A 20,353-nucleotide genomic window follows, 5' to 3' on the forward strand; every position below is an offset into this window, starting at 1 on the left:
CAATTTACGGTCATTCACTAGGGCACTTTGAAACACGTCTTTGCCTCATTATGTTTTTAAATTATGGCCTGTGGCCACTAACGTCGTGGCGCTTCGCCCACACCAGACCAAGAGGAAATCAACGGCTATTCCCTCTTGGATCACCCAGCCGCCCCGCAACATTTTCAAACTGCGAAAAGGTCGCCATGGGGATTGATCCAGTCTTTAACTTCGTTTGTAATCAACCTCGGCCTTATTCGAAAATGCTAACGCTTCCGATGGTACATCCTGTACCGCGAAAGCTAAGCTCACATCCATGTGAACTTCACGCTATTTTCTTCAACGTCCTCGAGTTCAGAGTTGAATCACACCAATTGCGAGCAAGGTATGCAAATCATTTATGCCCCTTTATGTGTTAGTGCAAATACTCATTCGTATCCATTTACTGCGAGTTTACCCTACGAAATCTTATCCGGTGAAATCTAGCTGTCAGCCTGTCTAGAACTAAGTATTACTTAGCAATTAAACCTTCCATTATTGTTTTTAACCTATTGAGTAGCAATTGAAATGTTATGTAAATGACTGCATCATAGGGAATGGCTCATCGCCGTTTAATAAACGGAAGCTCTCTGATAAATTGAATATTGTAGGTAATTAATGCGTCAAGAAGATTGGTTTATATTTCAGGAACAAATATGTGAGCACTTCAACTCTATTGGTGCAGAATCTGAGACAAATGTTAGCTTAAATGGTGTAAGGACAAGTCACGATGTAGACGTCTTCGTTAAAACTAAATTTTTAGGTATCGATTTAAAATGGATTGTCGAAGCAAAGCATTGGAAGCGCAATGTAAATAAATGTCATGTACTTGCTCTACGTAGCATTGCAGAAGATTTAGGTGTAGACAAAGCGTTTATAGTTTCCTGTAATGGGTTCCAATCGGGCGCGATTGAGGCAGCAAGTAATACTAATATTAAGTTATTAACTTTCGATGAACTCAAAGAAGAAACCAGAGGCTTTGTCGAGTCTGAAATACTTAAAACTTACGAGGTGCGTTTGGACCTGCTTGAAAATAGATATTGGTCACACTCTAAAGAAATTCGAATGAAGTATGGTCTTCGACATCATCTAATGGACTTTCAGCTCAAATTTACGGGACAGATGTTATTGGGTGTTGCGAGGAAAGCATTAATAGTGGCAACGGATAGAAACTATCCTATTTCCTTAGACACTATGCATGAAGAGCATCAAGGTGAAATGCAGGCCGATAATTTTCAGCAGCTACAAAATTGGTTTAATCTCAACTTTAACTATTTTGAAGCTAAGTTATTAGAAGCTGAATGGGAAATGCATAAAAATGACGAATATAAACCAGATTGTATTTGGTACTCAAGCGATGATGTAACACCCTCTAAAGTTATGGCAAAAAGAATGTACATGGCAGAAAAAAATGGCTGACGAACTGTTTAAGAATGATTGCCACCCGTGCCATTATTATTGCGCTACCCACACCTTAACAGGTTATTGTTTTTTGGAGAATGTATGGAATTTAAAGATTTACTTCCCATTGTAGGGGTTGCTCTGGGCTGGGGATTAAGTGAACTGGGGGGCTTCATTAAATTTCGTGCGACAAAAGCTAGGTCTGTGAAGCAAGCTATAGCTACATTATACAAGCTCAACTTTGATATGCTTCAAGTGAAATTGGCTCAAGAGTATTACAAAAATAACTCTAGTGATTTGGAAGACTGGGAGCGAGGTAGGAACCGTTCGTTTGAAAAGTACCTTAATTTGCCAGAAGCTGCCATAGTGAAGGTTAATGAGTCAATCACACTAATTTCTCAAGAGTATCCTTTACTGGCATTTAGGCTTGATGGAGCTATTAGCCAATATATGTTTATCAAAAACAGAAACCTAAATTCTTTCGTGGACGATAAGAAAGTTTACATGAAAATGCTTACTGGATTTGAAGTTAGTCAGCTAGGTGCTCAACACATCGTAGAGAAAATAATTTTTTCATTAGCGTTCAAAGTAGATCTCATTCTTTGGATTAACCTTAAGTTGGATATGCGGAAATATAAGAAAGGCATTAAACAAGGAGACTTGATCCATTCAAGTCAGGTGTTCAGTACCAAGTGATATTTCAAACGCCTAAGGGCTAAAGTTACTTTTCTTAATCTTAGATAGACATTTTAGAATAGCCTTGTAAAAAGACGCGTTCTTTCTACTGCACAATTATGAATACTATTTACTTGTTCATGGATAGATATCCTGTTACAACAATGACTTGATGATGTTGTCTTTGGTGCAGCTATTGAATAAGGCATTAGGTTTTACTTATGATAACGAATAGAGAGCCAGATTCATGGCAAGACCTTCAGAATCAAGTGGCACGAGTTCTTGAAGAATGCGGTTTTAATGTGGAAATTGAAAAAAAGACTGAAACGGTTCGGGGCGAAGTTGCACTAGATGTTTATGCTGAAGAGACAATAAAAGGTAGAAAATACACAATAGCTGTCGAGTGCAAAAATTGGAGTAATAATATACCTCAACACGTAGTCCATGGATTTAGAACAGTCGTTGCGGATTTAGGAGTCAATGCTGGTTATATTGTAGCTAAAACTGGCTTTCAATCCGGTGCATTTTCAGCTGCTGAATTGACGAACATTGAGTTATTAACTTGGGAAGATTTTCAAAACCAGTTCTTTGAATCTTGGTATGAAAACTATTTTACACATACTATAGCTGAAAAGCTTAGTGGCTTAATGACGTACTCTGAGCCATTTATACCTGCTTGGTTTGAGATAATGAAAGAAGAAGACAAAGCTCTTTATCTTAGCTATAAAAAACGGTTTGATGTGTTTGGCATGGTAATGCAGTCCATGGGGCCTTGGTCTCGCATGTTAAGAGTAAATGAAATAGAAACACTTCCGCTTTTTGATAGGCTTGCACCAGGTCAGGAGCGAAATACTATTCCCGAAAGTATTTTAACGGAAACACATTATCGAGAGTTCTTAGATAAGGCAATTAAGCATGGTGAATATGCTTTGACCTTATTCAGAGAGTTACGCGACAAGTACAAAACCTAACAAGCTATAATTGTGGTTGTAGCTAGCCTCAACAAGTCAAGCAGATACGCTGCGGTAATGCACTCCAACTTGAAGTATTACTCTTACTTTTTCTAATATCAGCTTTATTAATAGAGCTACTAGCTTAACTAATAATTGTCCAACAACGAGTTAGCCTTACTTGAAAATGTATAAGTTCAACTCTGAACTTGAGGCCGTTGAAGAAAATAGCGTGAGCCTGACAGGACGTCAGGCTAGCTTTCGCGGTACAGGCCGTTCCTTGGCATCCTGCCATCACGACATTCGTGAATCCATTCACATCAGATGTACCATCGAAACAGTTAGCATTTTCACTCTTTATTACAAGAGGGGCCGAGGCCGATTACAAACGAGATTCAAAGCTGGATTAATTTCCGTCGCAATTTTTCGCTGCTGTTGTTTGGTTAAAAAGCGAAAATGTTGCCGGAACGGCAGGGGTGATCCTAGAGGGGATTGCTGTTGATCCCCTTTTGGCCCGTGCAGGGTGGAACCTTGCGATGTTAGTCTGGTGTGGGCGACGCGCTACGACGTTAGTGGCCGCAGGCCATAAATACATAAAGGCCATAAGTACAAAACAAAAAAACACCTGGATCCCGGCTCAAAAGCATTACCGGGACGACGTGAGAGTTGGGGCGACGAGAAGGCTGTTAGCAATCATCTGTTCATATATGAGTTAGATGCTTTACTTGAAAATTGATAAATTCAACTCTGAACTTGAGGCCGTTGAAGGCTCTTTATAAAAGAATACGTGAGCTGGCCATGGACGGCCTGTGTATCTAAAGAAACTGCTTCGGGCTTATTTATGCAAATACACAGTTTCTCTACGGTAAAAGCTTATCAAGAGAAAATTGTTAACCGACTTGAAAAGTGTTCAAACGATATTACCAGTAACTGATTAATTAATCCGAATGTTTGTCTAGGTCTTTACTTGCCTCAGCTATTAGCCACAAGGTTTCCGATATTATTTTAGGCATTCGCGCATATAGTGATAAAAAATGCCCGTCAGTTAACTGACGGGCATTTTTGTGGCGGATGCTTGTTGCAATCGCGGTTCGTTATTGCAGCTATTTACGCACTAAATTACCAAATACGTACGCGCTGATCTTCAGTCAAGTACAACTTATCACCTGGTTTAACATCAAAGGCTTTATACCAAGCATCGTGGTTACGCGGGGCGAGGGCACGGTAACGACCTGGTGCATGAGTGCCGGCACGTAACTGAGTTAGCATACTTTGCTCGGTACGTTTTTCTTTCCACACTTGAGCCCAAGCTAAAAAGAAACGTTGATCGCCAGTAACGCCATCTATCACCGGGGCCTCTTTACCGTTTAAGCTTAATTTGTAAGCGTGGTATGCCATTGATAAACCGCCAACATCGCCAATGTTTTCACCGAGACTGTTGCGTCCGTTAACAAAGTTTTCAGGGATTGGTTCATATTGGTTGTATTGCGCAGCGAGCTTATCGGCTTTAGCATCAAAAGCGGCACGATCTTCATCTGTCCACCAGTTACGCTGAACGCCATTGGCGTCTGATTTAGAACCTTGATCATCAAAACCATGACCCATTTCGTGACCAATTACGGCACCGATACTGCCATAGTTAACCGCAGCATCTGCGTTTGGATCAAAAAACGGCGGTTGTAAAATTGCCGCAGGGAACACTATTTCATTGAACGAGCTGTTGTAATAGGCATTGACCGTTTGCGGTGTCATCCCCCAACGATTACGGTCCGTTTTTTCCAGTTCTTTTGCTACGCTATCGGCTTGGAAGTATTTGCGTAGATTCTTAATATCACCCACTAAATCATTTTTAGTGAGGGTTAAGCCATCAAATTGTTGCCATACATCGGGATAACCAATTTTTGGATTAAATGCTGCTAACTTAGCATGAGCATTCACCTTGGTTTCTGCGCCCATCCAATCTAAACCATCAATGCGTTGACCTAATGCTGTGCGCAGATTGTTAACTAACTCTGCCATCTTTTGCTTAGACGACTCAGGGAAATAACGCGACACATACACTTTACCAATAGCGAAACCTAGAGACTGAGTGCCTGACATTTCTTCAACTGCACGTTTCCAGCGTGGACGAGGTTGCTCTTGCCCAGTGAGTTCTTTGCCAAAAAAAGCAAAATTGGTATTAAAAATGTCTTCTGACAATAACCCTGCATTATTACTAATGGTGTGGAAGGTTAAATAGTCTTGCCACACAGTGAGTGGTTGTTGGTTAATTAAGTCAATCATTGCTTTAACGGGTTCTGGCTGCGAAATATTTAGTTTCGGCACTTGGTAACCGGTTTGTGCAAAATAGATATCCCAATCAAATCCAGGATATTGCTTAACCAATTCTTCACGTTTGAGTTGGTTTAAGGTTAAATCACGGTCACGACGCTTTTCTCTAGGCCATTGTGCCTGTGCAATTTTTGTTTCGAGTGCCAAAATAGTTTGGGCACGTTTTGCACCGTCGTTTATACCAGCAAAGGCGAGCATTTTAGCGATATGGTCGACATACGCTTTACGGATGTTAACGAAACGCTCGCTGTCTTCGAGGTAATACGAGCGATCGGGCAGACCTAAACCACCAGCACCAATAGTCATTTCATATTGATCTGGATCTAGGCGATTAAACCACATACCACCCCAAATAGGTGATGATGCACCAGTAAGCCATGCTTCACCGAATACTTTGGTTAAATCTTGTGTTGAGCTAATCGCAGCAATTTGATCTAAGGTGCCTTTAATTGGCGTGATACCCAACTTATTAATGGTGTCGGTATCCATATAGGCATGATAAAAATCAGCAATTAATTGTTCTTCGGCAGTTAAGTCGCTGCGGCTGGCAATATCGTCGATAATGGCTTTCACTTGATTTTCACTGCGCTCAGCTAAAGCATTAAATGCGCCATAACGAGTTTTGTCGGCAGGCATGACAAAGTTGTCGTACCAAGTGCCACTTGAATACATAAAAAAGTCATCACCAGGCTTAACGGCTTCATTACGTGCAGCTAAATCCACCCCAAAAGTACCTAACTCTGCTTTAGCGGGGGCTGGTGAGGTCACGGTTGCAAGTTTAGTGTTATTTGTATCAGATACGCCGCAACCACTTAATAGTGCTGTGGTTAATCCAATCGCAATTAAGGATTTATTCATTGTTATCGTGTTCCTTGGTCTATTTTTACAGAATTATTTGCCTAGCCATATTGAAAGACTGACAAAAAATGTCAACGTTCGAATTGTTAGCAAATTTAACCAACGCTGAGTTAAGCAATGAAATGATCGGCAGAATATGCGCTGGTTTGATTTTATTTAGATGTATTGTTTATTTGAGAGGCACAGATAAGGGCAGTTGATTATCATCAGCATAATTAACCAAAACGTGGAATAAAAGTGAGTTTGGCTTTGTAATATTAACGCTGCCAGTGTTTAAGCCACCTAACCATTTTTGATTGTTACTTTTCTTGGGACTGGCATCAGTATATATAGCGTTATTGTTTGAGTTTGTTTACTCAATACGCTGTAAATCAGCTTAATCGTTAGGTTTATCATTTACATCACCGCTTACACCACCGCTCATAAAACAAAGCTTGCACAACAACTCTGACGCGAGAATGCTGACAGTAGGCTGGAGTGTTTAATCTGAATTTTGTGGTAATGATTTTTCAATTTCCTTAGCCAACTGAGCCAATAAGTTGCTGTACGCGCTGACCAACTCCGTTGCCGTCGAACCTGCATTAGTGACCGCGATAAAATTTTGTTTTGCCAATGTTTGGTTTAATGGATTGTTTGTTAGCTCCCAGTTGGCATTGAGTCTGGCGTTATTGCCATCTCGGTTGAGGGAAGTAACCTTGATTTTAATGCTGTACTGGGGAGTGTTGTTTGCTCGCCAAGGAAATAACACCAGATTACGACGGCGATCTCCTTGGCTTAGATTGATACTCATGACTCGGCTGATACCTTGTTCAAGCGGTTCAGCCCAATAACTATTGGCAAATCGTTGCAGGCTACCATCGTCCAGTTGATACATCAGCTGCGTAAAATGTAGGTATTCGGCTACGTCAATTGGCCCGATACCAATGTCATGCTCTAACGCAGTACTGCCAGATACCATTTGGCTGGGCATTGCCGTTAACACAAAGTATTGTTTTTCGGGAGAGCTTTGGCAGCCACTCACTAAACTCAATAGCAGTAAACCGATCCCCCAGTTAATGCTCCAAACTCCATATTTTTCCATGACATTATTCTCCTAAAGGTAGGGCTTTTTTGCCGCGTATGATGGCCTCAGGTTGTTCATCTAAGGTTTCGCTCAAGCTTCGTAGCGATCGAGCTGTGCGGCGGATTTCTTCCAATGTATTGGTGAGTTCTATCAACAAGGGTGAGTTTTGGTCGAGTGTATTGCCTGCTTGGTTTGCAAGCTGATTAATGCTTAATAGTGTACTGCGTAATTCAGTTAAACTATGGTTTAGCGACTCAACTAGCTTGGGTTCATCATGATTTAATTGCACCAGTAAATTATCGAGTTTTAGCAGCACTTCAAGCCCATTTTTACCTAATGCTGCTTGAGTGTTGTCTAAGTTAATCGCGGTGCTTTTAACTGCTTTGGCTGCATTATCAAAATTATCCAGTACTTGCTGTATTTTTCCGCTGGCGGCAATGTCACTGAGCTGCTGGGCCAAATTATCGACATTGTTGACTAAACTTTTTAAGTCTAACGATTGCAGGTCTTTCGACAGCGATTCGAAATCAGTCGCGATGGTCGGCAATTCTAATAATTGGTCTTTTTCTCCATGGAATACTGGCGAGGTGTTGGGAAAGAAATCCAGCTCAACATACAGTAGTCCGGTGAGTAAACTCAGATAATTCAGCTGGGCGCGTAAGCCGTTATCGATGGCGTGTGAAAAAAACTCTTCACCTACTTGGATCCCCTTAATATTGATACGTTTCAACAATAAGTCGGCATGAACCGCAGCCGTGACACCCTGGCTACTGTCGTTGGGGAAATCGATACTGATATCGCTTATTTCACCTATTATGACCCCTTTTAATTTTACCGGTGCGCCTACCTGTAACCCTTGCACTGAACTGTTAAAAAACATCACTACCGGGGCTTTCTCTGCAAATATACGCCCACCAGAAAAGAACAGTAATGCTATAAATACTAAGATAATAGCGCCTAAAATAAAGGCACCAATCGCGAGCGGAAGTCGTTGGCTTTTACTCATGAGATCTCCGATTTTTCGGTACGATTGAGAAATTGACGAACCCTAGGCTGGCTACTGTGTATTTTTAATTCTCGTGGGTCACCACAATCGAGCATAGTATTGGTCTCATTATCCAGAAATACACAGCGAGTGCCGATTGACAATATACTGGGCAGCTCGTGGGACACAATGATCACGGTAGAGTCTAACGCCTGGCATATTTGCACGATCAATTGATCTAAACGCATCGAGCTAATAGGGTCTAAACCTGCAGAGGGTTCATCAAAAAATAACAATTGAGGGTCTAATGCCAGCGCCCGTGCTAATCCTGCGCGTTTGTGCATACCGCCGCTTAACTCGGCAGGATAAAATTTCTCGAAGCCCGCTAAGCCGACAAGAGCCAGTTTATAGGCGACGGCTTCGGCAATTTGTCGCTCCGAAAGGTCAGTATAGAGCTGCATGGGTAACGCCACATTCTCGCCAAGCGACATGCTCGAAAACAATGCGCCAGTTTGGAAGGTAATGCCCCAATCTTTGAGCATTGCTACCTGCGTGGGTTCATCTGCCTCATAAAAGTTTTTGCCTTGATAGAGTACTTCACCCTTTAGTGGTGTGAGTAATCCCACCATCGATTTCAGCAAGGTTGTTTTGCCACAACCACTGCCGCCAATGACAAAAAAGATATCATTCTTATTAATGTCGAAGTTGAGTTTTTTTTGCACCTCGGTACTGCCGTAGCCGACTGAAAGATTACGTACACTGATAAAGGCATCATCAACCATGGCTAGATCCCTAATTTATCGTACAAGATATTAAGTGCCGCATCGGCAACAACCAGAAAAACAATGGCTTTAACCACAGCCTGGGTTGTCGCTAAGCCAACGGCATTAGAGTCACGTCCGCAAAGCAGTCCCGCCTGGCAACCCGCAATCGCAATTAAAAACCCAAAAATTAAACTCTTTATTAAACCGGTAGAAATATCTACCCAATCAATCGCAACCTGGGTTTGCAAAATATACTGGGTATAACTTACGCCCATCCCGTTAGCAACTAACGCACCGCCAAGCATGCCTATTACATCTGAATAAATACACATTAGTGGCATAATGAAAATTAATGCTAATAATCGCGGTAAAACCAGAAACTCCATGGTAGGAATGCCCATTACTCGCAGCGCATCAATTTCCTCATTAACCTGCATGGTGCCTAACTGCGCCGCATAAGCAGCTCCGGTTCGGCCGGCCATAATAACGCCTGTCATTAGAGCACCCATTTCACGCACCATTCCGATAGCCACTAAATTAGCCACATATACCTGGGCGCCTAATTGACGCAGCTGTACCGAACCTAAATAAGCCAAAATCATTCCCACGAGCAGGCTAATTAAAGTAACAATCGCAAGTCCTTTAGGCCCCGCCTGTTCGATAAAAAAAACAATATCACTTCTACGAGTCCTCGCTTTACCTCCCAACCAACGGCCTAATACCAAGGTACAGTCGCCAACGAATACTAATCCATCGTGCACCTGTAAGCCTTGCTTAATAAGACTTCGGCGTAAGGTCGGCCACAATCCGCCAATAGCGCCATCATTAGTGGGTTGATAAACAGGAACATCGGTAGCCAGTTGCAGTAATTGCTGCAATCCTTGAGGTGTTTGTTGGGTGTCTAGTGGTATTTTTTTCTGCTCACACCAGCGAGATAATTGTAATAAGGCAATGGCGAGGCTTGAATCCCAGTGGGATAATTCTGTGGTGATTAAGGTGATAGATTGGCAATTGGATGGCAGCTCAGCACAAATATCTGCGCCTAGCGGTGCTTGGCCTAATTGCCAATCACCAGCAAGGTTCAGTAAGCAGTTATCATCGTGCATGTCGATATGGAATGTTGCGAGTGTCATGCTAGACCCCCGAGCCAATATGAAATAAGTATATTCGTTTGTTTTATAAACAGGTTAGCTTGATTTTTGCTCCTGTTAACAGTGTAGACCAAGCTTACTGATTATATTTTGACCTTGGACATATTATTTCATCAATAATGAAGCTATCACTTTGATGTATTGACGCTTTGCTACATTGAAGAAGCTTTAGTTATGGACCGATGTCGTTGTGCAGAGGCAATAAAAATGACGCTAACAATTGAAAATAACTGCCGCTTGTCGCGATTTAAAGCAAATAAACTTGCGCTGACAAAATTTAACGCTAATATATACTGTTTATTTATACAGTGTGTTTTTATACAGTATATATTATATTAGAGGTTGTCATATGCGCGTTATTCCCATTGCAGCCAGCGCCGGCATTACTGGTTTCGAATCACCTGCCGCTGAGTATCTTCAGTTAGGCCTCAGCCTTGATGAGATATTAATCCAGCATCCAAGTTCCACTTTTATCGGCTTAGCCCAAGGTGAGTCGATGCAAGGAGTGGGAATATATGATGGTGACTTATTGATTGTCGACCGCCATGAAACGGCTAGAAATGGCGACGTGATAGTGGCTAATTTTAATGGTGAATTTGTGTGTAAAATTCTCGACATGCATCGGCGAATGCTGATGTCGTCTAATGAGCAACATTTACCTGTGACCATCTGCGACTATGATGACTTTAGTATTGAAGGTGTGGTTATTCGCTCGATTCGTTGTCATCGTCAAAGCCCACTGCTTATCAGCAAAAAAGGTTAGGTAACAATGTTTGCCTTAGTCGATGCCAATGCTTTTTATTGCAGTGCAGAACAGGTTTTTCGCCCTGACTGGCGCGGCAGACCGATTATTGTGCTGAGCAATAACGATGGCTGTATTGTTGCTGCTAATCGGCAAGCAAAAGAGGCGGGTATTGAGAAGTTTTTGCCTTACTTTCAAGCTAAAGCATTATGCGTTCAGCGCAATGTCATTGTGTGCTCATCTAATTATGAATTGTATGCCGATTTATCGGCAAAGATGATGGCAATAATAGGCCGTTTTGCGCCAGAACAGCATGTGTACTCCATCGATGAAAGCTTTCTGTCTTTTAAACACAGTTATCCTGCTATCAAATGCCTGTATACCCAGGGTCAGTTAATTCGTCGCGCAGTTTGGAAAGAAGCCCGCCTGGCGGTTTGTGTGGGCATGGGGCAAACGTTAACCTTAGCTAAAATAGCCAATCACGCCGCTAAAAAAATCCCGGGATACAAAGGAGTGTGCGTTATCGACACTGCGCATCAACGCAATGATATTTTACGCCAACTTGCCGTAAAAGAGGTGTGGGGGATTGGCAGGCTCATCAGTAAAAAGCTTGAATTGATGAATATTCGCAGCGCATACGATCTCGCCTCTATGCCACCCAGTTTGGCCAGAAAACAATTTAGTATTGAAATTGAACGCACGGTACGCGAACTTAACGGAGAAGTGTGTAAACAATGGGATGAGGCTAGGGCAGATAAAAAACAAATTTTCTCCACCCGTAGTGTGGGCGAACGTATTTGCGATTTTGAATCGCTATTACAGGCATTGAGTAAACATGTTGGCATCGCAGCAAGTAAAGCTCGTCAACAAGGCTCACATTGTAAAACCATGTTGTTATTTGCCAGTAATTCGCCCCATGACGAACGGCCTGTGAGTTATAAAGTTATCGTCCATTTTCCATGTCCAACCAATTGCACCATTGAACTCACCAAAGCCATGACCGACGCCGCCCCGAGATTATTTAGCAATGGTGTTCGTTATTACAAAATTGGTGTAGGCCTAGTTGATTTAACCAGCGAGAAACATTTTCAATTTGATTTATTTAATACCGCGAAGGTTAATTATGCATTAATGGACACGCTTGACGGCATCAACCAACGATACGGCCGCGATACAGTGTTTTTGGCTGCACAAGGGATACAACAAAAATGGGCCATGCGCCGTGATTTACTCACACCTCAATATTCAACCCAATGGAAATGCTTACCCAGCATTAAATGCTAAGATTTTTTATTACTAAGGTTTATTGTAACAGTGGTATTACTCTGCCATAGCACATGTAAGGTAAAGGGCATTCAACTATGGCTAAATCTTAAAATGTGATTCAGCTCTGATTATCGCTCTAGTTAAATTGTTAATGTTAAATCGTACTCATCATATGGCCGACATAATGCGAAATACGCTGTTAAACATAGCAATGATAATTTCACTACTTGGACAATTACTTGTTCCAAGTTTTGCTATGTCTAATGAAATGGCTATGTCAGATATGCAGTCGAGTAGCATGCAGCAATCAACGATGATGCAAGGTGACTGCGACACTAACGGTGACTGTTGTTTAAACGATATGAGTCAATGCATTAGCCATTGTCATGCTGTCGCGAATGCATTTTTGATATCAGCAACAAATCTCACCGATGCTCCACTAACAAGTGCTAAAGTGAGTTCGTCTTTATGGGCATCAACTCCCACCATTCTAGTAAGCCAAAATCCACCTCCGATAGCTTAATTCTTTATTTTTATTAGTTACCCACATTAATTTATAAAGATTTTTGTTGCTTCAACTATAAGCATCAAAAACTATAAGTATCAAAAAGTTAACGGAGTTTATTATGAAAAAATTCATTGCGATCACACTATTATCTTTAGCTAGCTCAGTATCTATGGCTGCCACAATTTCATTACCTGACTATTTAATTTTTACCGCGATCGATGGTAAATCGGTATCAAATAGTGCCCAAATGGAGGTGTCTCCTGGTCAACATCTAATAGAATTACAGTTTTATGATGTGTTTTCATCAGGAGCAGACGATACGAATTTTATTAAATCCGATGCGTTATATTGGAGTTTACATCTAACTAAAGATGAAGATATTCAAGTGCGTAGCAAAGAAATTTTCTCTTCAACTAATGCAAAGAAATTTATTGCATCACCGATGATAACCTTAGACCGCGCCAGCGTAAAAGGTGAAAACGTGAAATTAGTTAATCACGAAGAGTTAATGGCTATTATCATGAAACAACACAGTCAAATGATGCAACAATAGTCAAAATCGATAGGGCGCTTACATAGCGCTCTATCGTTATAAAAACTTGCTTGACCTATGTGCTGCACGTAGGTTTATAGTCAATACTAAGTAAAACAAGTTAAAATAACCCTTGTTTAAGATAATACATTTCACTATTCTATTTGCTGTTGTTTTTGGAGAGTATATTTTGCGTAAAGCCCACTTAATCATGATGTTTGTCTTACTGACGTTTGTCGGTCAGGCTTTTGCGTCTGTGATTATGTCAGCTAATATGCCAATGAGCTCAATGACAAAGTCAACATTATCGACAGATAATAACAATGCTTGTCATGACATGAATATGCAAAAGAATGCCATGAATAATATGAGTGATAATGAGAGTGATAATTGTTGTGCTCAAACTTGCCATTGTCCTGTCGGCTCATGTTTATCTGTAGGTTTAACGATGGCAATGCCAACGCTTAAATCAGAAGTCAGCTTAGTTAATTCTGCAACAATGTTTACCTCAGCACTAATGCCTCAGTATTTTTCATCTTTATACCGTCCTCCAATATTTGCCTAACATAGGCACAGTTACGCCTTTTTTTTGCTAACTGTCCTAGCCAATCATGTAGTTTCAATTTTTTAACTTTTTCGGTTAATAAACTGACATTAAACCGCGTTGTTTAATGTGACGAAATTTGATTTGGAGGCAATATTATGTCTGCTCTATATCGCAATTCTATTCGTTTTTTTCGTGTCATAGGTACTATTTTTATTCTGCAAATTATGGGAGGGATGTTACCTGCCAATGCAGCGGAGCCCGACACTACGGCGCCATTACTCACTGTTTATAAAGATGCCAATTGTGGCTGTTGTGAAAAATGGCTAACGCATATTAGTGAGCGTGGATTTAGTGTTAATGCCCACAATATTAACAACCTTTATGAGTTTAAACAGTCAAAGGGTATTCCTGCTTCAATGCAATCTTGCCATACCGCAGTGTCATCTCAAGGTTATGTGTTTGAAGGGCATATCCCTGCAAAATTCATTAGTCGTTTTTTAGCCACCCCCCCTAAAGATGCTATCGGCCTAACCGTACCCGCTATGCCTGTGGGCAGCCCAGGTATGGAGTACCAAGATAAATTTATGCCATACCAAGTCTTACTGTTGAAAAATGATGGCAGTAGCCAGGTTTACGCCCAAGTGAACTCGCTTGAGGAGTCTGTGCAATGAAATCTCAATACATGATAAAACCCATGATTCAAACGACAAACAGTGAACTCAACAACAGCCGACGCCGGTTTGTGTTTGGTGCATCCGCCATGTTGGCATTGATGTCGATCCCTTTCCCTAAAAATGCCTTTGCCAATGCGTTAAGCCAATCGTTGAGCCAGCTTTCTGGCAAAGTGTTTGACTTATCAATTGACTATAAAATGGTTAATTTTACCGGAAAATCTGCTCGAGCGACTGTGGTAAACCAATTACTGCCCGCGCCGTTATTACGTTGGAAAGAAGGTGAAACAGTCACCTTAAGAGTAAAAAATAATCTCGACCATGATAGTTCTATTCACTGGCACGGTATTATTTTACCCACCGAAATGGACGGTGTGCCTGGCTTTAGCTTTGATGGCATTAAACCCGGTGAAACATTTGAGTATCAATTTACCGTCCAGCAAAGTGGCACATATTGGTATCACAGTCATTCAGGCTATCAAGAACAAACCGGTTTATTCGGCGCTATTGTGATTGATCCAGCGACCCCCGATCCGGTCATATATGACCGTGACTATGTGATCATGCTGTCTGATTGGTCTGACGAAGCCCCTGAAAACATTTATGCCAAATTAAAGAAACAAGCCGATTACTATAATTACCGTGAGCGTACGGTAATGGATTTTTTCTCTGACGTGAATAAAAATGGCTTAGCCAATACGTGGAACGCTCGTTCGATGTGGAATAACGCACGCATGAGTGACAGAGACATATCTGATGTTACGGGTTCAACTTACACCTATTTAATGAATGGCAATCCTCCGCAACAGGGCTGGCAAGGGTTGTTTGAACAAGGTGAGAAGGTGCGCTTACGCTTTATAAATAGTTCTGCGATGACCATATTTGATGTGCGTATACCGGGTCTCAAAATGAGTGTTGTCGCCAGTGATGGTCAGAACATTCAACCGGTTTCTGTGGATGAATTTCGAATCGGTGTTGCTGAAACCTATGATGTGGTTATTGAGCCAGAGGTTGATAATGCCTATTGTATTTTTGCTCAGAGTATCGACCGTACCGGCTTTACGGTAGGTAACCTTACCTCAGATGCCAGTTTACATGCTCCTATTCCCCCAATGGATCCAAGGCCAGTCCTTGGCCACAGTGATATGGGCATGGATATGAGTGGTATGGATCATAGCAAAATGGACATGGGTGGCGGTGATATGTCAGGCATGGATCATAGCAAGATGGCTATGGGCGGCGGTGATATGTCAGGCATGGACCACAGCAAGATGGCTATGGACGGCGGTGATATGCCTGGCATGGACCACAGCAAGATGGTTATGGACGGCGGTGAGATGTCAGGCATGGATCATAGCAAGATGGCTATGGGTGGCGGTGATATGTCAGGCATGGATCACAGCAAAATGGCTATGGACGCTGCGAAAGCGACAGTCTCAGGACTAGGGCTTGCAGGCTTTGGCAGTAACAATGAAATTAAACACATTAACACCGAGTTCGGCCCACAAGTGGATATGCGTGCCGATGCGCCAAAAAGTGGTTTACACGATCCCGGGATAGGACTGCGTGACCATCAACAACAATTTAATCGCAAAGTATTAACTTATGGCGATATTAAAGGCTTACATCCTACCTACGACACGCGCCAACCTAGCCGCGAAATTCAACTGCATTTAACCGGCAATATGAACCGATACATGTGGTCTGTAAATGGGGTGAAATTTATGGACGCCGCGCCATTAGAGTTTGAATACGGAGAAAGACTGCGGATCACCTTAGTGAACGACACGATGATGACTCACCCTATGCATTTGCATGGTATGTGGAGTGAGTTAGAGACAGGCGATGCTGATTTTATTCCCCGTAAGCACACGGTATTAGTTCAGCCGGGCTCTAAGATCAGTTACTTAGTCACCGCCGATGCCAAAGGGCAATGGGCATATCATTGCCACTTGTTATTCCACATGCCAGGCATGTTCAGAAAAGTCGTGGTGAAATAAGGGGAATACAGATGAATAAAACGAATTTAATGGCCTTGGGACTGTTGAGTCTGAGCGCCTCATTGACTAGCTCAGCTGTGTTTGCCGGCGGTAATGATGATCCTCTATTAACCAAAGTCATGCTGGATCAATTTGAAAAAGGCGTGGATCCGCAAGATCCCACCCAGTTTAGTGCACAAGCCTGGTTAGGTTACGATTTGAATAAGTTGTGGCTTAAAACCGAAGGTGAATATTCAAATAGTGATAAGCAAGACCTTGAAATTCAGGCTCTTTACAGTAAGCCCATCGCACCATACTGGGATGTACAATTCGGTATTAAAACCGATATCAAACCGACTCCGAACCGTAATTGGGCTGTGATTGGGGTTCAAGGGTTAGCGCCATATTTTTTTGATATTGACGCGGCTTTATTCATCGGTGAACAAGGCCGTACGGCTATGCGTTTGAGTGCAGAATATGAACTGTTAATCACTCAAAAGTGGATATTAACACCTGAAGTAGAAGTTAATTTATTTGGTAAGGACGATGCTGAACTTGGAATAGGCTCAGGCTTATCTGACGTCAGTGCTGGGCTGCGATTGAGATACGAGATTGTTCGAGAGTTCGCACCCTATATCGGTGTGGATTGGCGTCAGAAGCTCGGTAATACCGCCGATTACGCTCGAAGTGAAGGGGAAGATACACAAGAAACCCAGTTTGTTATTGGTTTTAGAGCGTGGTTCTAAGTCCTCGTTCGTACACTGAGTTATAAGCTTGGCGCCAAGATGTTAGCTAAGCCAATATTTAATCATTTATGTAAACCGTTTTTCGATCGTTAAAAACAATATAAAAGGAAATATCATGAAATTATTTAACAACGTTTTAGTCGTAACAAGTCTATTCCTGAGTGCTTCAGCATTTGCTCATGTCGGACTGGGCAGTTCTATGCCCGCTAACGGTGCCATGCTAAGTCAAGCCCCAACAACGCTTGAACTGACCTTTACGGCTCCGGTACGTTTGGTCAAATTAACAATGCAAGATGAGAAGCAGCAAAGCGTACCGCTAACATTACCTTCAAGTGCGACCAGCCAAGCAGCATTTTCATTCACCCTGCCAGCATTAAGCGCAGCTAATTACACGGTTAACTGGATGATCATGGGTGATGACGGTCATAAGATGAAAGGCAACATGAGCTTTATGCTTCACGACTCTGGCATAAACACTCGCAGTGCACCGCCTATGACAATGGAGCATGAGACTAGCGAGCACACTGCACATCAATAAGTGGATGAGTAAACATGATATTAACCGTATTTGAAATATCGGTGTTGATATCTAAATGGGTTATCTATCTGAGTGTTGCCGCCGTTATTGGCGGCACATTGATGCAATATCTCATTAAGGGTCAACCGAACCTTGGTATTAGCGTTGCAAAATATACCGGCGTAGGTGCCGTTTTGGGGTTGATTGCCGTCAGTATCAACTATTTTGCTCAAGTAGGGGCTTTTGCTGAAAGTGGCTTGATGGGAATATTCGATGCGCAGATGCATGCTTTTCTGTGGCCAACCCAGGTAGGGCAAACGGTGTTTTGGCGCTTAATCGGCTTTGGGTTAATGCTAGTGGCTAGTGGTTTACTGTTACATAAGAACCGCTATATCAAAACGTTTTTTGCGGTATTAGCGATTCTCAGCTGTCTGTTAATTGCTGTCACGTTTACTTTTATTGGCCACAGCACTGAACTGGGATTGCTTGCTCAAGGCTTAATATTGATACACGTGTTAATCATTGGCAGTTGGATAGGCGCTTTTTATCCATTATGGAAATTATGTAGCACCGATGACCACAGTAATGACAACGTCTATGACAACATCGTCATAAAAAATGTCATGGATACATTTGGTCGTTTAGGCATAGTGATTGTCATTCTAGTGTTGCTTTCAGGCATGGGAATGGTGTGGATGTTGTTTGATAGTCCCACTGAATTATTCAGTTCCAATTATGGTATTGCGGTCACCATCAAGCTCTGTTTGGTGGCTATCATTTTGCTTATAGCAGCATGGCATAAATTGGTTTTAGTACCGAAATTAACGATTGCGAACACATCACTCGCAAAACAAAAACTACAAAAATCGATTGGATTAGAAGCATTAATAGCAGTACTGATATTAGCGACAACAGCGGTACTTTCGAGCGTGCTAGGTCCTATGAGCCTTGGATAATCACTATACATTAACAGAGAGATAAAAATGAAAAATAGCCCTTTAACAATACTCATAACGACCGGGATATTACTGATGTCAGCAGGACAAAGCTCATTGAGCTTTGCCCATGGTGATGAAACTCACCCCATAGAACAAAAAGCGTTTATCGGTGTTGATTCCGCCGCGGGTAATGTCGTCAAACAATTTCATGCTGCATTACAAATGGGCAACGAGGCTATTGTCAGGCAGTCATTAGCAGCCAATGTGCAAATTTATGAAGGTGGAAAAGTAGAACGTTCACTTACGGAGTATGCCAATCATCACATGCTTGCGGATATGGCCTACTTAAAAGGGTTAACCATAACGCCAAAAGAACACCAAATAACGATTACGGGTGACATTGCTATTTCAACGTCAATAAGTCACGCCCAAGGTGAATATAAAGGTAAAAGTATTGACTCAATGACCATGGAAACGCTTGTGTTAATTAAACAAGCGGATGGTCGTTGGAAAATAACTCACGTGCACTGGTCGTAAACATAACAAGTTCATCATGTAGATAAAGGATTATCTCGAGCCACTTTGTAGGTGCTCCCAAGAAAACCACAAAGACTCATATCATGTAATAACATGGTATTTTATGGAAAAGGATTTCCATTTTTTTTAAGTCAATCCATTTACCATCCTTCATCGTTTTGTTTAATCCTCGCACGCCTTATGACAGGTAAAATACTTGTCATCATAAATAATGTCACGCGTCACAAAACTTAAACCATAATCAAAATCATTATTGGCATATGCTATTTATTGGCGTATATATAGCATATGCCAATAAATTAAGCCGATTATGCCAAGACCAAAATTCAACGAACAATCTGTGGTGTCCCTGCCAACAGTTGTTTCAAGCCCAATGGTATTCCGATGAAGCAACCCGAACAGATTACGTTAGATAGCGATGAGTTTGAAGCATTACGCTTGGTTGATTTATTGAAAATGCAACAACAGCACGCGGCTATTCAAATAGGAGTGTCGCGCCAAACGTTAGCCAATGTACTTAAATCTGCGCGTTTTAAATTAATGGACTGTTTAACCCACGGTAAAGCACTGTTAATGAAAAATGCACCGGAGGAGAAATTATGATTACCGCTATACCAATGAAAGACCAACATATTGCCAACCACTTTAGCCGTGCCGATGAGATGCTATTTATGGATGAGCAAGGCCAAGTAAAAGGGAGCTTTGCCAACCCAGCATTAACAGAAGGATGTGAAGGTAAACAACAATTGGTCAGTATGATACTGGAAAATGGAGCGGATCGCGTCATCATACGCAACATTGGCCAGCAGCTTTTATCTAAGTTATTAAGCCAACAGTTGAGTGTATTTCACGCAAAAAATGGTCGCACAGCAATAGAGTATTTTGCTAGTGGTCATTTAGCGGACTGTGAGCCATTTACCGAGGCAAGTCAGGGGCGACCATCAATCAATAATATTGCTAAGAAAGCCAATGGTGGTTGCTGTAACCATGAGCATGATCATCAACACGCTCATGGTGAAGAAGACTGTCATAACCAATCTGACTCGGGGACACATAAACGTTGCTGCGAGTCTATATCTGAATTCGCGAATGAAACAACTACAATGAAACGTTGCTGTAATAAAAAACATCCACTAATTGCTCATTAATGATCACTAGGCATGTTTTGTCACAG

21 protein-coding genes are annotated in these 20,353 nt (G+C 41.8%); 16 read left to right on the forward strand and 5 right to left on the reverse strand.

Translation table 11 applies throughout. The features are described 5' to 3' along the window. Positions 1-636 precede the first annotated feature (636 nt). The 3 genes from H5181_RS07540 to H5181_RS07550 all read left to right on the forward strand — a co-directional run bounded on the left by H5181_RS07540 (position 637) and on the right by H5181_RS07550 (position 3,065). Positions 637-1,437, forward strand: coding sequence for a restriction endonuclease (locus H5181_RS07540; protein WP_182750656.1), 801 nt, complete (start codon positions 637-639; stop codon positions 1,435-1,437). A gap of 84 nt (positions 1,438-1,521) precedes the next feature. Then, on the forward strand, positions 1,522-2,115 hold the full coding sequence (locus tag H5181_RS07545; protein ID WP_182750657.1) for a hypothetical protein: 594 nt from the start codon (positions 1,522-1,524) through the stop codon (positions 2,113-2,115). Between the two features lie 200 nt (positions 2,116-2,315). Continuing rightward, positions 2,316-3,065 carry a restriction endonuclease gene (locus H5181_RS07550; protein WP_182750658.1) on the forward strand — a complete coding sequence of 250 codons (750 nt, stop codon included), beginning with the start codon at positions 2,316-2,318 and terminating at the stop codon, positions 3,063-3,065. A 1,098-nt stretch (positions 3,066-4,163) separates the two neighbouring features. Here the strand turns inward: H5181_RS07550 and H5181_RS07555 are convergent. From H5181_RS07555 to H5181_RS07575, 5 genes are all read right to left on the reverse strand, one after another. Next, positions 4,164-6,233, reverse strand: a complete 2,070-nt coding sequence (locus H5181_RS07555; protein WP_182750659.1) for a M13 family metallopeptidase — start codon at positions 6,231-6,233, stop codon at positions 4,164-4,166. Between the two features lie 481 nt (positions 6,234-6,714). Continuing rightward, the gene (locus H5181_RS07560; RefSeq protein ID WP_182750660.1) at positions 6,715-7,314 is read right to left on the reverse strand and encodes a PqiC family protein; all 600 of its coding nucleotides are present in this window, start codon (positions 7,312-7,314) and stop codon (positions 6,715-6,717) included. Positions 7,315-7,318: 4 nt separating this feature from the next. Beyond that, complete coding sequence (locus tag H5181_RS07565) at positions 7,319-8,302, reverse strand: MlaD family protein (RefSeq protein ID WP_182750661.1); 984 nt, start codon at positions 8,300-8,302, stop codon at positions 7,319-7,321. Beyond that, positions 8,299-9,063 (reverse strand): ABC transporter ATP-binding protein, encoded by a 765-nt coding sequence (locus H5181_RS07570; protein WP_011637422.1) that lies wholly within the window; start codon positions 9,061-9,063, stop codon positions 8,299-8,301. Before H5181_RS07570 ends, H5181_RS07565 begins: the two co-directional genes overlap by 4 nt. A 2-nt stretch (positions 9,064-9,065) precedes the next feature. Next, positions 9,066-10,178, reverse strand: a complete 1,113-nt coding sequence (locus H5181_RS07575) for an ABC transporter permease (protein ID WP_182750662.1) — start codon at positions 10,176-10,178, stop codon at positions 9,066-9,068. Between the two features lie 367 nt (positions 10,179-10,545). Here H5181_RS07575 and H5181_RS07580 point away from each other — a divergent pair, with 367 nt between their 5' ends. The 13 genes from H5181_RS07580 to H5181_RS07640 all read left to right on the forward strand — a co-directional run bounded on the left by H5181_RS07580 (position 10,546) and on the right by H5181_RS07640 (position 20,327). Next, a complete protein-coding gene (locus tag H5181_RS07580) occupies positions 10,546-10,959 on the forward strand; it encodes a LexA family transcriptional regulator (RefSeq protein WP_011637424.1) in 414 nt (137 codons plus the stop codon). Between the two features lie 6 nt (positions 10,960-10,965). Beyond that, positions 10,966-12,222, forward strand: coding sequence for a Y-family DNA polymerase (locus H5181_RS07585; RefSeq protein ID WP_182750663.1), 1,257 nt, complete (start codon positions 10,966-10,968; stop codon positions 12,220-12,222). A 193-nt stretch (positions 12,223-12,415) separates the two neighbouring features. Next, positions 12,416-12,727: a hypothetical protein gene (locus H5181_RS07590; RefSeq protein WP_244262868.1), complete on the forward strand. Its 312-nt coding sequence runs from the start codon at positions 12,416-12,418 to the stop codon at positions 12,725-12,727. A 103-nt stretch (positions 12,728-12,830) separates the two neighbouring features. After that, complete coding sequence (locus H5181_RS07595) at positions 12,831-13,265, forward strand: DUF2057 family protein (RefSeq protein WP_182750664.1); 435 nt, start codon at positions 12,831-12,833, stop codon at positions 13,263-13,265. Positions 13,266-13,434: 169 nt separating this feature from the next. Further along, positions 13,435-13,809, forward strand: coding sequence for a hypothetical protein (locus tag H5181_RS07600; protein WP_259396997.1), 375 nt, complete (start codon positions 13,435-13,437; stop codon positions 13,807-13,809). 137 nt (positions 13,810-13,946) lie between these two features. Further along, on the forward strand, positions 13,947-14,462 hold the full coding sequence (locus tag H5181_RS07605; protein WP_182750666.1) for a DUF411 domain-containing protein: 516 nt from the start codon (positions 13,947-13,949) through the stop codon (positions 14,460-14,462). Next, positions 14,459-16,462: a copper resistance system multicopper oxidase gene (locus H5181_RS07610; RefSeq protein ID WP_182750667.1), complete on the forward strand. Its 2,004-nt coding sequence runs from the start codon at positions 14,459-14,461 to the stop codon at positions 16,460-16,462. The genes H5181_RS07605 and H5181_RS07610 overlap by 4 nt, the downstream gene beginning before the upstream one ends. Before the next feature lie 11 nt (positions 16,463-16,473). Next, on the forward strand, positions 16,474-17,187 hold the full coding sequence (locus tag H5181_RS07615; protein WP_182750668.1) for a copper resistance protein B: 714 nt from the start codon (positions 16,474-16,476) through the stop codon (positions 17,185-17,187). Positions 17,188-17,302: 115 nt separating this feature from the next. Beyond that, on the forward strand, positions 17,303-17,725 hold the full coding sequence (locus H5181_RS07620) for a copper resistance CopC family protein (protein WP_182750669.1): 423 nt from the start codon (positions 17,303-17,305) through the stop codon (positions 17,723-17,725). 14 nt (positions 17,726-17,739) lie between these two features. Next, positions 17,740-18,660, forward strand: coding sequence for a copper resistance D family protein (locus tag H5181_RS07625; protein WP_182750670.1), 921 nt, complete (start codon positions 17,740-17,742; stop codon positions 18,658-18,660). A gap of 27 nt (positions 18,661-18,687) precedes the next feature. After that, the gene (locus H5181_RS07630) at positions 18,688-19,179 is read left to right on the forward strand and encodes a nuclear transport factor 2 family protein (protein WP_243638346.1); all 492 of its coding nucleotides are present in this window, start codon (positions 18,688-18,690) and stop codon (positions 19,177-19,179) included. Between the two features lie 336 nt (positions 19,180-19,515). After that, positions 19,516-19,782, forward strand: a complete 267-nt coding sequence (locus H5181_RS07635) for a DUF134 domain-containing protein (protein WP_244262879.1) — start codon at positions 19,516-19,518, stop codon at positions 19,780-19,782. Then, complete coding sequence (locus H5181_RS07640) at positions 19,779-20,327, forward strand: NifB/NifX family molybdenum-iron cluster-binding protein (RefSeq protein ID WP_182750671.1); 549 nt, start codon at positions 19,779-19,781, stop codon at positions 20,325-20,327. The genes H5181_RS07635 and H5181_RS07640 overlap by 4 nt, the downstream gene beginning before the upstream one ends. Positions 20,328-20,353 lie beyond the last annotated feature (26 nt).

The organism is Shewanella sp. SG44-2, assembly GCF_014164215.1.
Lineage (GTDB): Bacteria > Pseudomonadota > Gammaproteobacteria > Enterobacterales > Shewanellaceae > Shewanella > Shewanella frigidimarina.

Excerpts from the sequence above, each read along its gene's own strand:
- H5181_RS07540 (WP_182750656.1), top strand. The coding sequence starts at position 637 with ATGCGTCAAGAAGATTGGTTTATATTTCAGGAACAAATATGTGAGCAC.
- H5181_RS07545 (WP_182750657.1), top strand. The coding sequence starts at position 1,522 with ATGGAATTTAAAGATTTACTTCCCATTGTAGGGGTTGCTCTGGGCTGG.
- H5181_RS07550 (WP_182750658.1), top strand. The coding sequence starts at position 2,316 with ATGATAACGAATAGAGAGCCAGATTCATGGCAAGACCTTCAGAATCAA.
- H5181_RS07555 (WP_182750659.1), bottom strand. The coding sequence starts at position 6,233 with ATGAATAAATCCTTAATTGCGATTGGATTAACCACAGCACTATTAAGT.
- H5181_RS07560 (WP_182750660.1), bottom strand. The coding sequence starts at position 7,314 with ATGGAAAAATATGGAGTTTGGAGCATTAACTGGGGGATCGGTTTACTG.
- H5181_RS07565 (WP_182750661.1), bottom strand. The coding sequence starts at position 8,302 with ATGAGTAAAAGCCAACGACTTCCGCTCGCGATTGGTGCCTTTATTTTA.
- H5181_RS07570 (WP_011637422.1), bottom strand. The coding sequence starts at position 9,063 with ATGGTTGATGATGCCTTTATCAGTGTACGTAATCTTTCAGTCGGCTAC.
- H5181_RS07575 (WP_182750662.1), bottom strand. The coding sequence starts at position 10,178 with ATGACACTCGCAACATTCCATATCGACATGCACGATGATAACTGCTTA.
- H5181_RS07580 (WP_011637424.1), top strand. The coding sequence starts at position 10,546 with ATGCGCGTTATTCCCATTGCAGCCAGCGCCGGCATTACTGGTTTCGAA.
- H5181_RS07585 (WP_182750663.1), top strand. The coding sequence starts at position 10,966 with ATGTTTGCCTTAGTCGATGCCAATGCTTTTTATTGCAGTGCAGAACAG.
- H5181_RS07590 (WP_244262868.1), top strand. The coding sequence starts at position 12,416 with ATGATAATTTCACTACTTGGACAATTACTTGTTCCAAGTTTTGCTATG.
- H5181_RS07595 (WP_182750664.1), top strand. The coding sequence starts at position 12,831 with ATGAAAAAATTCATTGCGATCACACTATTATCTTTAGCTAGCTCAGTA.
- H5181_RS07605 (WP_182750666.1), top strand. The coding sequence starts at position 13,947 with ATGTCTGCTCTATATCGCAATTCTATTCGTTTTTTTCGTGTCATAGGT.
- H5181_RS07610 (WP_182750667.1), top strand. The coding sequence starts at position 14,459 with ATGAAATCTCAATACATGATAAAACCCATGATTCAAACGACAAACAGT.
- H5181_RS07615 (WP_182750668.1), top strand. The coding sequence starts at position 16,474 with ATGAATAAAACGAATTTAATGGCCTTGGGACTGTTGAGTCTGAGCGCC.
- H5181_RS07620 (WP_182750669.1), top strand. The coding sequence starts at position 17,303 with ATGAAATTATTTAACAACGTTTTAGTCGTAACAAGTCTATTCCTGAGT.
- H5181_RS07625 (WP_182750670.1), top strand. The coding sequence starts at position 17,740 with ATGATATTAACCGTATTTGAAATATCGGTGTTGATATCTAAATGGGTT.
- H5181_RS07630 (WP_243638346.1), top strand. The coding sequence starts at position 18,688 with ATGAAAAATAGCCCTTTAACAATACTCATAACGACCGGGATATTACTG.
- H5181_RS07640 (WP_182750671.1), top strand. The coding sequence starts at position 19,779 with ATGATTACCGCTATACCAATGAAAGACCAACATATTGCCAACCACTTT.